Below are 14,216 nucleotides of genomic sequence, written 5' to 3'. Positions count from 1 at the left end.
GTCAGCGTCGCTCGGCCTTGGCGCTCCGCGACATCAGCTCCTTGACGGCGACGACCGGGGACTTGCCCTCGTGGACGATGGAGACGACGGTCTCGGTGATGGGCATGTCGACCCCGTGCCTGCGGGCCAGGTCGAGGACCGATTCGCAGGACTTGACGCCTTCGGCGGTCTGCTTGGTGACGGCGATCGTCTCCTGGAGCGTCATGCCGCGGCCGAGGTTGGTGCCGAAGGTGTGGTTGCGCGAGAGCGGCGAGGAGCAGGTGGCCACCAGGTCGCCCAGGCCCGCGAGTCCGGAGAACGTCAACGGGTCCGCGCCCATGGCCAGACCCAGTCGGGTGGTCTCGGCGAGGCCCCGGGTGATGAGGGAGCCCTTGGTGTTGTCGCCGAGGCCCATGCCGTCCGCGATGCCGACGGCGAGGCCGATGACGTTCTTCACGGCGCCGCCCAGCTCGCAGCCGACCACGTCGGTGTTGGTGTACGGCCGGAAGTACGAGGTGTGGCAGGCGGCCTGGAGGCGCTGGGCGACGGACTCGTCGGCGCAGGCGACGACGGCCGCGGCGGGGCGCCGTTCGGCGATCTCCTTGGCCAGGTTGGGTCCCGAGACGACGGCGATGCGGTCGGCGGAGACCTTGGTGACGTCCGCGATCACCTCGCTCATCAGCTCGGCGGTGCCCAGCTCGACGCCCTTCATCAGGGAGACCAGGACGGTGTCCGGCTCCAGGTGCGGGGCCCAGTCGGCGAGGTTGGCGCGCAGCGTCTGGGAGGGCACGACGAGGAAGGCGAACTCCGCCCCGCGCAGGGCCTCGGCGGCGTCCGTGGTGGCGCGGATGGAGTCGGGGAGCGCGATGCCCGGGAGGTAGTCCGGGTTGGTGCGGGTGGTGTTGATGGTCTCGGCGACCTCGGCGCGGCGTCCCCAGAGGGTGACCTCGCAGCCCGCGTCGGCGAGGATCACGGCGAAGGCCGTACCCCATGAGCCGGTTCCGAAGACGGCTGCTTTTACGGGGTGCGTCACGTGGGTCCCTTTCCCTGGGCCCTGCGCCGTTGTTCAGCACGGGCTTTGCGGTGATCGTAGAGCTCGGCGGGCGCCTTCTCGCCGCGCAGGTCCTCCAGCTCGCGGGTGACCGCCGCCATGATGACCTCGGTCGCCTCGCGCAGCACCTCGGGGGTCGGCTCCAGACCGTAGAAGCGGCTGAGGTCGACGGGCGGTCCGGCCTGCACCTGGAGCGTCTTGCGGGGGAACAGCCGGAACTTGTTCTTCTTGGCGTAGGGCGGCATCGCGAGGTTGGCGCCCCACTGGGCGACCGGGATGACGGGCACCTTGGTCATCAGGGCGACCCGGGCGGCCCCGGTCTTGCCGGCCATCGGCCACATGTCGGGGTCCCGGGTGAGGGTGCCTTCGGGGTAGAAGGCGACGCACTCGCCGCGTTCGATGGCGTCGACGGCGGCCCGGAAGGCGTCCAGGGCGTTGGTGGTCTCGCGGTAGACGGGGATCTGGCCGGTGCCGCGCAGCATCATACCGACGAACGGGGTGCGGAAGAGGCCGGCCTTCGCCAGGAGCCTCGGCACCCGCCCGGTGTTGTACTGGAAGTGGCCGTAGGAGAGCGGGTCCAGGTAGGAGTTGTGATTGACGGCGGTGATGAATCCGCCGTCGGCCGGAATGTGTTCCGTCCCCCGCCAGTCGCGCTTGAACAGAACCACCAATGGCGGCTTGGCGATGACCGCCGCCAGGCGGTACCAGAAGCCGATTCTGCGGCGGGACACTCGGACACCTTCCTTAAGGACTTCGACCTGCAGCCTGGCTACTGACGGTCAAGTCTCGCCCCAGACCCCTGCTCTGTCGAGAACACCGTACGCCTCACGTTCGGTAGTGGTCCTCCAGGTTGTCCTACCGGCAGGCGAGAATAAGTCCTGACACGTACGGAGGGGGAGATCGCCACGAACACCGATCCGGCCGGGCCCTGGTCCCTGGTCGTTCCGCTGAAGCCGCTCGCACGGGCCAAGAGCCGCCTGGGACGGGCGGTCGGCGAGGATGCGCGGCCCCGGCTGGCCCTGGCGTTCGCGCAGGACACGGTGGCCGCGGCGCTGGCCTGTTCCCTGGTGCGGGATGTGGTGGTCGTCACGGACGACGCCGTGGCCGCGGCGGCTCTCTCCACGCTCGGGGCACACGTCGTGCCGGACGCTCCGGGGGCCGGGCTCAACGCGGCGCTCGCGCACGGCGCACGCTCCGCGCGGACGCTGCGGCCCGCCGCCGCGGTGGCCGCGCTCAACGCCGATCTGCCGGCACTGCGCACCGGCGAATTGGCGCGGGTGCTCGATTTCGCTTCCGCTTTTCCCAACGCTTTTCTGCGGGACGCGGCGGGAATCGGAACGACATTTCTGGCCGCCGCGAGCGGTGCGGAATTCCGTCCGGCTTTCGGCGGTCCGTCCGGGGCCCGGCACCTGGCGTCGGGGGCGGTGGAAATCGCGCTGCACGGCGTCGACTCGGTGCGCCGGGACGTGGATACGGGCGAGGATCTGCGGGTCGCTCTGGCCCTGGGGGTGGGGTCGCACACGGCGCGGATCGCGGCCGTACCCGCCCCGTCCCGTGACCGATAGGCTGCCGCCCATGCAGGCGACCTCGTACACGTACGACCCCGAGACCCGCAGCGGCAGCGTGCTGCTGGACGACGGCACCCCGGTGGACTTCGGCGCGCCGGCCTTCGACGCGGGCGGCCTGCTGCTGCTGCGTCCGGGGCAGCGGGTGCGGATCGAGGGCGAGGGTGAGGGAGCGGCCCTGCGGATCACCCTGGTGACCCTGCAGACGTTCTGACCCGCTCCCGGCCGGAGCGACGCCGCTGGGCCGAACGGGGCCCGGACAGCCCGCGGGCCGGGCTCCCCCGGAGGGGAGCCCGGCCCGGCGCGTGGTGATGAGCGAGCGGGTGCCCGGTCTCACTTCTTGCGTGCGGTGGCCTTCTTGGCCGTGGTCGTGCGCGCCGTGGTCTTCTTCGCGGGCGCCTTCTTCGCCGTGGTCTTCTTGGCGGGCGCGGTCTTGCTGGGAGAGGCCTTCTTGGCGGTCGTCGCGGCCTTCTTCGCCGGAGTCGCCTTCTTGGCGGCCGCGGAGGCCTTCTTGGCCGTGGCGGTGGTCTTCTTCGCGGTGACCTTCTTGGCTGCGGCGGTGGTCTTCTTCGCCGGAGTCGCCTTCTTGGCGGTGGTCTTCTTCGCGGTGGCCTTCTTGGCGGCCGACTTCTTGGCGGCGGCGGCCTTCACCGTCGTACGGGCGGCGGAAGATCCGCCCGAGAGGCTGCCCTTGGGGGCCTTCTTGACGGCCACGTCGTTCTTGGGGAGCTTCTTCGAGCCGCTCACCAGGTCCTTGAACCCCTGGCCCGCGCGGAAGCGGGGCACCGAGGTCTTCTTGACCCGGACGCGCTCACCCGTCTGCGGGTTGCGGGCGTACCGGGCGGGGCGGTCGACCTTTTCGAACGAGCCGAAGCCGGTGACCGAGACACGGTCCCCGGCCACAACGGCACGGACGATCGCGTCGAGTACCGCGTCGACGGCGTCTGCGGCCTGCTGACGGCCGCCGACCTTGTCGGCAATCGCTTCTACGAGCTGCGCCTTGTTCACGTCTTCCCCTTCGGAGACATTGCCAGAACGAAAGTGTTCAAGCTTTTTCGCACGTTAGGCAGATATATACCGCAAATCAAACACGAAACGGGCTAATCACCCTAGTGCCGCAACGAAGTCGACCGATGCGCAGTTCCACGTGTCAGTCACCTTCGGGGAATCGGCCCTCATCGAGGTCCTTCATCAACCGGTCCAGACGCCTTGCCGCGTCCGGGAGATCGTGCTTCGCCGCGGCCGTGACGACCAGCAGCTTCCGGGTCAGCGCCATCCGTACGCTCTCCGGGACTTGCAGTGCACGCACCTTCGCGTGCGCTTCCTTCAATCGGTCGGCGACCTGGCCATAGAGCTTGAGTTGGCTGTCGCGTTCCATGCACCGATTGTGCCATCTGGGGCGAGTTGTCGCCCGACGGGGTCTCAACAAGCGACTGCGCCCCCTGCCGGGAGGCAAGGGGCGCGGACCTGGAAAAGCGCTGCTCAGGCGGCAATGGTACGCGGCTTGAAGGCGGGCCTGGCCGCCTCGTACGCGGCGATGTCCGCTTCGTTCTGAAGGGTGAGGCTGATGTCGTCGAGGCCGTTGAGCAGTCGCCAGCGGGCGTTCTCGTCGAGCTCGAAGTCGGCGGTGAGGCCCTCGGCGCGCACCTGGCGCGCCTCCAGGTCGACGGTCACCTCGGCGGTCGGGTCGGCCTCCGTGAGCTCCCAGAGGGTGTCGACGACCTTCTGCTCCAGGACCACGGTGAGCAGCCCGTTCTTCAGCGAGTTGCCGCGGAAGATGTCGGCGAAACGGGAGGAGACGACGGCCTTGAAGCCGTAGTTCTGCAGGGCCCAGACCGCGTGTTCGCGGGAGGAGCCCGTACCGAAGTCGGGGCCGGCGACCAGGACCGAGGCGCCCTGGTGCTCGGGGCGGTTGAGGACGAAGTTCTCGTCCTTGCGCCAGGCTTCGAAGAGCCCGTCCTCGAACCCGTCGCGGGTGACCTTCTTCAGCCAGTGCGCGGGGATGATCTGGTCGGTGTCGACGTTGCTGCGGCGCAGCGGAACGGCCCGGCCGGTGTGCGTGGTGAATGCTTCCATGGCTATCGGACTCCGGCGGGGGTACGGGCGTCGGACAGGTCGGCGGGCGAGGCCAGATGGCCCAGCACCGCGGTGGCGGCGGCGACCTGGGGCGAGACCAGGTGGGTGCGGCCGCCCTTGCCCTGCCGCCCCTCGAAGTTGCGGTTCGAGGTGGAGGCGGAGCGCTCGCCGGGAGCCAGCTGGTCGGGGTTCATCCCCAGGCACATCGAGCAGCCCGCGTGCCGCCATTCGGCGCCGGCCTCGGTGAAGACCTTGTCCAGGCCCTCGGAGACGGCCTGGAGCGCGACCCGGACCGAGCCGGGGACGACCAGCATCCTTACGCCTTCGGCGATTTTGCGGCCGTCCAGGATCGAGGCAGCGTTACGCAGGTCCTCGATGCGGCCGTTGGTGCACGAACCTACGAAGACGGTATCGACGCTGATGTCGCGCAGCGGCTGCCCGGCGGTCAACCCCATGTACTCCAGGGCCTTTTCGGCGGCGAAACGCTCCGAGGCGTCCTCGTACGAAGCCGGGTCGGGGACGTTGGCCGACAGCGGCGCGCCCTGACCGGGGTTGGTGCCCCAGGTGACGAACGGGGCCAGTTCGGTGGCGTCGATGACGACCTCGGCGTCGAACACCGCGTCGTCGTCGGAGCGCAGGGTCTTCCAGTACGCGACGGCGGCGTCCCAGTCCTCGCCCTCGGGAGCGTGGTCGCGGCCCTTGAGGTAGTCGAAGGTGGTGGCGTCCGGGGCGATCATGCCCGCGCGGGCGCCGGCCTCGATCGACATGTTGCAGATGGTCATCCGGGCCTCCATCGAGAGCTTCTCGATGGCGGAGCCGCGGTATTCGAGGATGTAGCCCTGGCCGCCACCGGTGCCGATCCGGGCGATGATCGCCAGGATCAGGTCCTTCGCGGTGACCTCGTCGGGCAGTTCGCCCTCGACCGTGATGGCCATGGTCTTCGGGCGGGCCAGCGGCAGCGTCTGGGTGGCGAGGACGTGCTCCACCTGGCTGGTGCCGATGCCGAACGCCAGCGCGCCGAACGCGCCGTGCGTGGAGGTGTGGGAGTCGCCGCAGACCACGGTGGTGCCGGGCTGGGTCAGCCCCAGCTGCGGGCCGACCACGTGCACGACGCCCTGCTCGACATCGCCCAGCGGGTGCAGCCGGACGCCGAAGTCCGCGCAGTTCTTGCGCAGGGTCTCCAGCTGGACGCGTGAGACCGGGTCGGCGATCGGCTTGTCGATGTCGAGGGTCGGGGTGTTGTGGTCCTCGGTGGCGATGGTGAGGTCGAGGCGTCGTACCGGACGTCCGGCCTGACGCAGCCCGTCGAAGGCCTGCGGGCTGGTCACCTCGTGCAACAGGTGCAGATCGATGAAGAGGAGGTCGGGCTCGCCCTCCGCGCGTCGGACGACATGGTCGTCCCAGACCTTCTCCGCGAGTGTCCTACCCATCGCTTTCCCTCCGGCCGGCTTCTTCGCCGGCCCAACTAGAGATTCGGTGCGCCTCCGTCCGGAACCCCCGTGCGGGGCGGTGGCTACGAGCCGTCGTGCGGCCGCCTCCACAGGTTCGCAACTTCCGCCGAAAATTGAACTTGCGTTTCACAGAGTGAGACGGGAGTATCGTCGTATGGACAACTCTAGCGGCGTCGGCGTTCTCGACAAGGCAGCTCTGGTATTGAGCGCCCTGGAGTCCGGTCCGGCCACCCTCGCCGGGCTGGTCGCGGCGACCGGGCTCGCACGGCCCACGGCCCATCGACTGGCCGTGGCACTGGAACACCACCGGATGGTGGCGAGGGATATGCAGGGCCGGTTCATTCTCGGCCCCCGACTGTCGGAACTGGCAGCCGCGGCGGGCGAGGACCGCCTGCTGGCCACGGCCGGACCGGTGCTCACCCACCTGCGCGACATCACCGGCGAGAGCGCGCAGCTCTACCGCCGGCAGGGCGACATGCGCATCTGCGTGGCGGCGGCGGAACGGCTGTCGGGCCTCCGGGACACGGTGCCGGTCGGCTCGACCCTCACGATGAAGGCGGGCTCCTCCGCCCAGATCCTGATGGCCTGGGAAGAGCCGGAGCGTCTGCACCGGGGCCTCCAGGGCGCCAGGTTCACGGCGACGGCGCTCTCCGGCGTACGGCGGCGGGGCTGGGCCCAGTCGATCGGTGAGCGGGAGCCGGGCGTCGCCTCGGTCTCCGCTCCGGTGCGCGGCCCCTCGAACCGGGTGGTCGCGGCGGTCTCGGTCTCCGGGCCGATCGAGCGGCTGACCCGCCACCCGGGCCGGATGCACGCCCAGGCGGTCATCGACTCCGCGGCGCGGCTGAGCGAGGCCCTGCGCCGCACGGGCTGACGCCGTACGCCACTTCCTCCTGACCGAACTTCCGGAAGGCCGCCCCAGCGTCGTGGCGGCCCATTTCCCTTTCCGGGCCTCCCCTCCGGCGCGACCACTGCCGGGCGCAACCACGGTGCGGGGCGGGTGACTTGGCGCGGAGTGCCACGCTCCGGACAAGCGGGAAGGCCCCCCACCGAAGTGAAGGGCCTTCCTGTACTGCTCTGTTGTACCCCCGACCGGATTCGAACCGGCGCTACTGCCGTGAGAGGGCAGCGTGCTAGGCCGCTACACAACGGGGGCGTGGTTACTGCTGACTTGCGCTGGGCTACCAGGACTCGAACCTAGAATGACGGTACCAGAAACCGTAGTGTTGCCAATTACACCATAGCCCATGGTGTGACAAGTACCCCCGACCGGATTCGAACCGGCGCTACTGCCGTGAGAGGGCAGCGTGCTAGGCCGCTACACAACGGGGGCCCTAGCGATCCTGCATCGAAAACGTGGGTGCGACCCAGGTGTTCTCGCGGGAAGGATCTGTACCCCCGACCGGATTCGAACCGGCGCTACTGCCGTGAGAGGGCAGCGTGCTAGGCCGCTACACAACGGGGGCTTGTCCTGCTGATCTTGCTCGTACTGCTTGGTCTTGCGCTGGGCTACCAGGACTCGAACCTAGAATGACGGTACCAGAAACCGTAGTGTTGCCAATTACACCATAGCCCATTGAAATGCAACCCCTGGTGGGGGCCTCACTTCTGTCTGCGCTCCCGGCCGGATCTTTTCGGCCCGCTCGGGCGGCGCAGAAAGAACATTACCCGAAGGTGTCCGGCGCTCCAAAACGGGTATCGCCCGCCAGCAGGCCGGGGAGCTGGTCGAGCCCGGTGATCGTCACGAGGTCCGGCCTCCCGCCCCTCCCCCGCCGGTCGAGCCAGATCCCCGTCAGCCCGGCGGCCACGGCTCCGCTCGCGTCGATGTCGGGCTCGTCGCCCACGTACGCCACCTCGTGCGGCTCCACCCCGAGCGCCTCGCAGGCCGCGTGGAAGGCGCCGGCCTCCGGCTTGGAGATCCCCAGCTCCACGGCGCAGACCATCGACTCGAACCGGTCGCGGACGCCGAGCGCGGTGAGCTTGTGGTGCTGGTGGTGGGTGTTGGCGTTGGACAGGATCCCGTGCCGGTAGTCGCGGGCCAGCAGGTCCAGTACGGGCAGTACGTCCGGGAAGAGCGCCCAGGCGGCCTCGTAGTGAGCGGCGTGCCGTCCGAACCACGCCTCGGCCTCGGTGTCCTCCAGGTCCTGCGACAGGAACTCCCGTACCCGGTCCCGCCGCTGCCCGCGGAAGTCCGTCTCTCCGGCGGTCATGCGCGCCCAGTGCCGGACGCTCAGCGCGCGCCAGGCATCGAGGGCCACGTCCACCGAGGCATACGCCTCGGGCAGGCCCTCGCGCTCCAGGTGTTGCCGCATTCCGGTGCGGTCGGCGCCCGAGTAGTCGAAGATCGTGTCGTCGATGTCCCAGAGCACGGCTCGAATCGGCATGGATCTCACGGTAGCCGCCCGGAGGCGCCGGCGGAGGGCAGAAGCCGAGGAGGGCCGCAGCCGGTCGGCTGCGGCCCTCCTCGGGGTGGCGTGCTCGTCGCCTACGCGGTCAGCTTCGCCAGTGCGGCGTCCACGCGGGCCAGGCTCCTGTCGCGGCCCAGGATCTCCAGGGACTCGAAGAGCGGGAGGCCGACGGTGCGGCCGGTGACGGCGACGCGGACCGGGGCCTGCGCCTTGCCGAGCTTGAGTCCGTGGGCCTCGCCGGCGGTGAGGACGGCGTTCTTCAGGGACTCCGGGTCGCTCCAGTCCGCCGCTTCCAGGTTGGCGCGGGCCGTGGTCAGGAGCGCGGCCGGGTCGCCCTTCATCGCCTTGGTCCAGGACGCCTCGTCCTCCACCGGCTCGTCGAGGAAGAGGAAGTCGACGTTGTCGGTGATGTCGGAGAGCACCGTGACCCGGGTCTGGGCGTAGGGGGCGATCCGCGTCCACTTCTCCGCATCGAAGGCCTCCGGGGCCCAGGGGGCGAAGGGCGCGCGGAGCCAGGGACCGCAGGCCTCGGTGAAGGCCTTCACATCCAGCATGCGGATGTGCTCGGCGTTGATGTGCTCGCACTTCTTGAGGTCGAAGCGGGCCGGGTTGGCGTTGACGTCCTTGATGTCGAACGCGGCGATCAGCTCGTCCATCGAGAAGATGTCCCGGTCCTCGGCGATCGACCAGCCGAGCAGCGAGAGGTAGTTCAGCAGGCCCTCGGGGAGGAACCCGCGCTCGCGGTAGAGGTTGAGCGAAGCCTGCGGGTCGCGCTTGGAGAGCTTCTTGTTGCCCTCGCCCATGACGTACGGCAGGTGGCCGAAGGCCGGGGTGTCCTTGGCGATGCCCAGCTCGATGAGCGCCCGGTACAGGGCGATCTGGCGCGGGGTGGAGGAGAGCAGGTCCTCGCCGCGCAGGACGTGGGTGATCTCCATCAGGGCGTCGTCGACCGGGTTGACCAGCGTGTAGAGCGGGGCCCCGTTGGCGCGGACGATGCCGTAGTCCGGGACGTTCTCCGGCTGGACGGTGATGTCGCCGCGGACCAGGTCGGTGAAGGTGATGGCCTCGTCGGGCATCCGGAAGCGGACGATCGAGCTGCGGCCCTCGGCCTCGTACGCGGCCTTCTGCTCGGCGGTGAGGTCGCGGCAGTGGCCGTCGTAGCCGGACGGCTTGCCGGCGGCGCGGGCGGCGTCGCGGCGGGTGTCCAGCTCCTCGGTGGTGCAGTAGCAGGGGTAGGCGTACCCGGCGGCGAGCAGCTTCTCGGCGACGTCCTTGTACAGGTCCATCCGCTGCGACTGGCGGTAGGGGGCGTGCGGGCCGCCGATCTCGGGGCCCTCGTCCCAGTCCAGGCCCAGCCAGCGCATCGAGTCGAGCAGCTGCTGGTAGGACTCCTCGGAGTCGCGCGCCGCGTCGGTGTCCTCGATCCGGAAGACCAGGGTGCCCTGGTGGTGCCGGGCGAAGGCCCAGTTGAAGAGCGCCGTCCGGACCAGGCCCACGTGCGGGTTGCCGGTCGGGGAGGGACAGAAACGTACACGGACTGGTGCGTTAGCCACGCTTGATCACCTTGTTGGTGAGAGTGCCGATGCCTTCGATGGTGACGGCGACCTCGTCGCCGACGTGCAGGGGGCCGACCCCCGCGGGGGTGCCCGTGAGGATCACATCGCCCGGGAGCAGCGTCATGGCCTCCGTGATGTGGACGATCAGGTCCTCGATGGAGCGGACCATGTCACTGGTGCGGCCGAGCTGTCGCTGCTCTCCGTTGACCGTCGCCTGGATGGTGAGGTCGTGGGGGTCCACGTCGGTCTCCACCCAGGGGCCCAGCGGGCAGGAGGTGTCGAAGCCCTTGGCGCGGGCCCACTGCTTCTCGCGCTGCTGCACATCGCGGGCGGTGACGTCGTTGGCGCAGGTGTAGCCGAGGATGACGTCCTTGACCCGCTCGCGGGGGACCTCACGGCACATGCGGCCGATGACCACGGCCAGCTCGGCCTCGTAGTGCACCTCGTCGGAGAAGGAGGGGTACTCGATCGCGTCGCCGGAGCCGATCACCGAGGTGGTGGGCTTGAAGAAGGTGATCGGCGCGTCGGGGACCTCGTGGCCGAGTTCGGCGGCGTGCTCGGCGTAGTTGCGGCCGATGGCCACGACCTTGTTGGGGAGCACGGGGGGCAGCAGCCTGACCTTGTTCAGCGGGACCTTGGTGCCCGAGAGCTCGAAGTCGGCGTACGGAATGCCCTTGATGATGTCGAGGACGAGGTCACCGGATTCCACGGTGCCCTGTCCCTCGACGGCGCCGAAGGCGACATTGCCGTCGATGGAGAACCTGGCGATGCGCACGGGATGCTGTCGCCCCTCACTTGCTGGCTGACTGAAGACTGACGCTCCAGGCTAGCGCCTCGCCCGGCGCGGATCGTCCCAAAAGGAGCGTCGTCCAGTGCGTGCGATCGCAAGGCGGCCGAAGGCCCTTGCAGCGGAGCTACCAGGGCGTTTGGCCAACGCCGCGAGCGTGCCTGCTGGGCGGCGCGACGGGGCGATCCGCGCCGGGCGAGGCGCTGGCGCGGTGAGAGGGGACAGCCTCGCGTATGGAGGGGGAGCCGTCCGGGTATTACCGGGCGGCCGTGACCGGGGCTTCCATCAGGATGGTGCGGCGCGGGTTGGCCGTCACGGTCGGCAGGTCGGCGGCGTGCTCCGGCTGGGGGGGCGTACGCAGCGCTTCGGCGTCCTTGAGGTGCGCCAGCGTGGTGCGCCGGGGGTTGGCAATGTTGCGGAACATCGTCGTCGTCTTCATCTGCGGTCAGGACCCTGTCGGTGAGGGCGTCGCTCGTCGCGGCGCCGGCTTGTCGGATTCGCCATCCCTGTAAAGCGTCAGGCTAAACATCCGATTCCCCGCCGGAGCCGGGATGAGGCGACGATCATCGTGTGAGTTTGCTCACGAACTAATAGACAATTGCCCCATAATGGACAGTTGACCTTGGTCCAGAAAACGGACATTGCATCACTGAATCCACCATTCCGCTCCTGATCGTCGCGACTGGGACACCCCCTACCCCTAGGCGACTCCTCCTCAATGGTCCGCTTTGCCCATGATCACTCTCCACTGCTTGTTACCCGTTCATCACAACGTGTCACCCAGGTCACAGCCCGGTACATGGGCCTTGTTGGAGATCCTGCACTGTGCTGGAATTCCACGCACCGCCGCGGGTTTCAGGATCCGGCGCGCAGGGGCGCAACGCAGCGCCGAGTGGCGGCGGGAGGGGGAAGCACGCCGGTCACTCATACGACCACCCATGGGGCACGTCCAGTGCCCCACGACGCCGACACCGTTCTTGTCCGCACACGCGGGCGGGACGCCTGGTCCAGAGGTTGCGACGCTAGTGCAGGGACGTTTCAAGAGGGATGGCAGCGCTCCGGCGGAACAGGAGCCGCGCGGCGGGACCGACCGCGGTTCCTCGCCCCAGCACGCCCAGAACCCCGGGCCGGCCGGTGCCGGCGACAACAGCGACCGTGCGCAGCGCTCGGGCTCCACGACGAGCGGCGGCGCGGAGCCGAACACGCCCGCGCAACCGCGCGGCCCGGTCGACACGGGTTCGCGCGTAGCGCTCCGTAACTGGAGCATCAGCACGCGTCTGGTCTCGCTCCTCGCTCTCCCCGTGGTCGTCGCGACCAGCCTGGGCGGTCTGAGGATCAACGAGTCCATGACCGACAAGCAGCAGCTGGAGCACATGCAGCTGCTGACCAAGATGACCAAGCAGGCGACCTCGCTCGCCCAGGCGCTGCAGGTGGAGCGCGACCAGTCGGCCGGTCCGCTGTCGAACAAGTCCAAGCCCACCGACTACAAGGTCACCGGGCCCCGGGACAAGACCGACCGGGCCAAGGACGCCTTCCTCGACGAGACCGACTCGATCGGTGACTCCGAGGGCGACGAGGCGCTCGACAGCATCCACGCGAGCATCTCGCAGATCGCCTCCCAGCTCGGCACCATCCGTACGATCCGCAAGACGGCGTACGAAGAGGGCGCGCCGAGCCTCAACACCATCGACCAGTACAACCAGCTGATCACCTCGCTGCTGAGCCTCTCGCAGGACATGGCGCAGGCGACCAGCAACCCGGACATGATCAAGCGGACCCGGGCCCTGGCGGCGTTCTCCTCCGCCAAGGAGTACGCCTCGGTCCAGCGCGCGGTCATCGCCGCGGCGCTGCCGGGCGGTTCGGTGAAGGAGCCGCACCTCAACCCGAACGACCGGCAGTTCGGCTCCAACGCGCTCGCCAAGGAGTCCCGGGCCCTCACCTCGTTCAAGACGATCTACGGGACGACCGGGGAGAGCGCCGAGGAGCTCATGGCTCCCCTGGACAACGGCAACCCGGAGATCAACGCCGGGAACATGTACGCCAAGCGGATCCTGGACACCACGAACGGGATCGAGGGCAAGCAGGTCCGGTCGTACCTCGACTGGTACGACCAGAGCACCATCAAGATCAAGGCCATGGAGACGATCGAGGCCACCCTCCTCAGCGACATGGAGGCCAAGGCCCGCGAGCTGCGCCAGGCCTCCCAGCGCGAGGCGATCATCAACGGTGCGGTCATCCTCATCGTGCTCGGCGTCTCGCTCGTCGGCGCCTTCGTGGTGGCCCGCTCCATGATCCGTTCGCTGCGGCGTCTGCAGGACACCGCCACCCGGGTCGCCCAGGACCGGCTGCCCGAGCTCGTCAAGCAGCTCTCCGAGACCGACCCGCAGGACGTCGACACCTCCGTGGAGTCCGTCGGCGTGCACTCCCGGGACGAGATCGGCCAGGTGGCCGCGGCCTTCGACGACGTGCACCGTGAGGCCGTCCGCCTCGCCGCCGAGCAGGCCCTCCTCCGGGGCAACGTCAACGCGATGTTCACCAACCTCTCGCGCCGCTCCCAGGGCCTCATCCAGCGCCAGCTCTCGCTCATCTCCGAGCTGGAGTCCCGCGAGGCCGACCCGGACCAGCTGTCCTCGCTCTTCAAGCTCGACCACCTCGCGACCCGTATGCGCCGTAACGGCGAGAACCTCCTCGTCCTCGCGGGCGAGGAGCCGGGACGCCGGTGGACCCGGCCCGTCCCACTGGTCGACGTGCTCCGTGCCGCCGCCTCCGAGGTGGAGCAGTACGAGCGCATCGAGCTGTCCGCTGTGCCCGCCACCGAGGTCGCCGGCCGGGTCGTCAACGACCTCGTGCACCTGCTCGCCGAGCTGCTGGAGAACGCCACGTCGTTCTCCTCGCCGCAGACGAAGGTCAAGGTCACCGGTCACGCGCTGCCCGACGGGCGCGTGCTCGTCGAGATCCACGACACCGGCATCGGCCTCTCCCCCGAGGACCTCGCCGCGATCAACGAGCGGCTCGCGCAGCCGCCCACCGTGGACGTCTCCGTCTCCCGCCGCATGGGTCTGTTCGTGGTCGGCCGGCTGTCGCTGCGTCACGGCATCCGCATCCAGCTGCGCCCCTCCGACTCCGGCGGTACGACCGCGCTGGTCATGCTGCCCGTCGACGTCGCGCACGGCGGCAAGCAGCCGCCGTCCAAGCAGGGCCCCGGTCAGCAGCCCGGCGCCCCGGGCGGTCTGCTCGCGGGCAACGGGAACGGCGCCGGCAGCGGCCAGCGCGCGGGCCTGGGCGGTGGACCGGGCGGTCCGGCCGCCAAGAGCCTCAGCGGTGGACCTGTCTCTTATACACATCT

Annotated in this window: 14 protein-coding genes and 5 tRNA genes; 4 read left to right on the top strand and 15 right to left on the bottom strand. The window is 69.4% G+C overall.

Annotated elements, in window-relative coordinates:
* Position 1: 1 nt before the first annotated feature.
* Complete coding sequence (locus CR470_RS13855) at positions 2-1,012, bottom strand: NAD(P)H-dependent glycerol-3-phosphate dehydrogenase (RefSeq protein ID WP_097867896.1); 1,011 nt, start codon at positions 1,010-1,012, stop codon at positions 2-4.
* Positions 1,009-1,761 carry a lysophospholipid acyltransferase family protein gene (locus CR470_RS13850; protein WP_097867895.1) on the bottom strand — a complete coding sequence of 251 codons (753 nt, stop codon included), beginning with the start codon at positions 1,759-1,761 and terminating at the stop codon, positions 1,009-1,011. Before CR470_RS13850 ends, CR470_RS13855 begins: the two co-directional genes overlap by 4 nt.
* 147 nt (positions 1,762-1,908) lie before the next feature.
* Between CR470_RS13850 and cofC the strand changes: the two genes are divergently transcribed.
* A complete protein-coding gene (cofC, locus tag CR470_RS13845) occupies positions 1,909-2,595 on the top strand; it encodes a 2-phospho-L-lactate guanylyltransferase (RefSeq protein WP_097867894.1) in 687 nt (228 codons plus the stop codon).
* 10 nt (positions 2,596-2,605) lie between these two features.
* Positions 2,606-2,809: a hypothetical protein gene (locus CR470_RS40470; RefSeq protein ID WP_097867893.1), complete on the top strand. Its 204-nt coding sequence runs from the start codon at positions 2,606-2,608 to the stop codon at positions 2,807-2,809.
* A gap of 119 nt (positions 2,810-2,928) precedes the next feature.
* On the opposite strand, the gene CR470_RS13835 is transcribed toward CR470_RS40470, so the two are convergent.
* From CR470_RS13835 to leuC, 4 genes are all read right to left on the bottom strand, one after another.
* Positions 2,929-3,603 carry an HU family DNA-binding protein gene (locus CR470_RS13835; RefSeq protein ID WP_097867892.1) on the bottom strand — a complete coding sequence of 225 codons (675 nt, stop codon included), beginning with the start codon at positions 3,601-3,603 and terminating at the stop codon, positions 2,929-2,931.
* 142 nt (positions 3,604-3,745) lie between these two features.
* A complete protein-coding gene (locus CR470_RS13830) occupies positions 3,746-3,973 on the bottom strand; it encodes a hypothetical protein (RefSeq protein ID WP_032790676.1) in 228 nt (75 codons plus the stop codon).
* Positions 3,974-4,077: 104 nt separating this feature from the next.
* Positions 4,078-4,671 carry a 3-isopropylmalate dehydratase small subunit gene (gene leuD, locus CR470_RS13825; protein ID WP_097867891.1) on the bottom strand — a complete coding sequence of 198 codons (594 nt, stop codon included), beginning with the start codon at positions 4,669-4,671 and terminating at the stop codon, positions 4,078-4,080.
* Positions 4,672-4,673: 2 nt separating this feature from the next.
* Complete coding sequence (leuC, locus tag CR470_RS13820) at positions 4,674-6,101, bottom strand: 3-isopropylmalate dehydratase large subunit (protein ID WP_097867890.1); 1,428 nt, start codon at positions 6,099-6,101, stop codon at positions 4,674-4,676.
* A 175-nt stretch (positions 6,102-6,276) separates the two neighbouring features.
* On the opposite strand from leuC, the gene ndgR reads away from it, so the two are divergent.
* Positions 6,277-6,993 (top strand): IclR family transcriptional regulator NdgR, encoded by a 717-nt coding sequence (ndgR, locus tag CR470_RS13815; RefSeq protein WP_003966003.1) that lies wholly within the window; start codon positions 6,277-6,279, stop codon positions 6,991-6,993.
* A 209-nt stretch (positions 6,994-7,202) separates the two neighbouring features.
* Here the strand turns inward: ndgR and CR470_RS13810 are convergent.
* From CR470_RS13810 to CR470_RS13770, 9 genes are all read right to left on the bottom strand, one after another.
* Positions 7,203-7,275, bottom strand: a tRNA-Glu gene (locus tag CR470_RS13810).
* Positions 7,276-7,295: 20 nt separating this feature from the next.
* Positions 7,296-7,367, bottom strand: a tRNA-Gln gene (locus CR470_RS13805).
* 12 nt (positions 7,368-7,379) lie between these two features.
* Positions 7,380-7,452 (bottom strand) — tRNA-Glu (locus tag CR470_RS13800).
* Between the two features lie 60 nt (positions 7,453-7,512).
* Positions 7,513-7,585, bottom strand: a tRNA-Glu gene (locus tag CR470_RS13795).
* A 38-nt stretch (positions 7,586-7,623) separates the two neighbouring features.
* Positions 7,624-7,695: transfer RNA gene (locus CR470_RS13790), tRNA-Gln, on the bottom strand.
* Positions 7,696-7,783: 88 nt separating this feature from the next.
* On the bottom strand, positions 7,784-8,503 hold the full coding sequence (locus CR470_RS13785) for an HAD family hydrolase (RefSeq protein WP_097867889.1): 720 nt from the start codon (positions 8,501-8,503) through the stop codon (positions 7,784-7,786).
* Between the two features lie 101 nt (positions 8,504-8,604).
* Positions 8,605-10,080: a glutamate--tRNA ligase gene (gltX, locus tag CR470_RS13780; protein WP_097867888.1), complete on the bottom strand. Its 1,476-nt coding sequence runs from the start codon at positions 10,078-10,080 to the stop codon at positions 8,605-8,607.
* Entirely contained in the window at positions 10,073-10,858 is a 786-nt protein-coding gene (locus CR470_RS13775) for a fumarylacetoacetate hydrolase family protein (protein ID WP_097867887.1), read from the bottom strand. Before CR470_RS13775 ends, gltX begins: the two co-directional genes overlap by 8 nt.
* Before the next feature lie 268 nt (positions 10,859-11,126).
* Entirely contained in the window at positions 11,127-11,309 is a 183-nt protein-coding gene (locus CR470_RS13770; protein ID WP_097867886.1) for a hypothetical protein, read from the bottom strand.
* 586 nt (positions 11,310-11,895) lie between these two features.
* Here CR470_RS13770 and CR470_RS13765 point away from each other — a divergent pair.
* The coding region (locus CR470_RS13765; RefSeq protein ID WP_143663808.1) for a sensor histidine kinase at positions 11,896-14,216 on the top strand (2,321 nt) is incomplete at its 3' end.

The organism is Streptomyces sp. rh34, assembly GCF_002551245.1.
Lineage (GTDB): Bacteria > Actinomycetota > Actinomycetes > Streptomycetales > Streptomycetaceae > Streptomyces.
The sequence above is the reverse complement of the archived record's forward strand: the minus strand, read 5'-3'. Positions and strand labels throughout refer to the sequence as shown.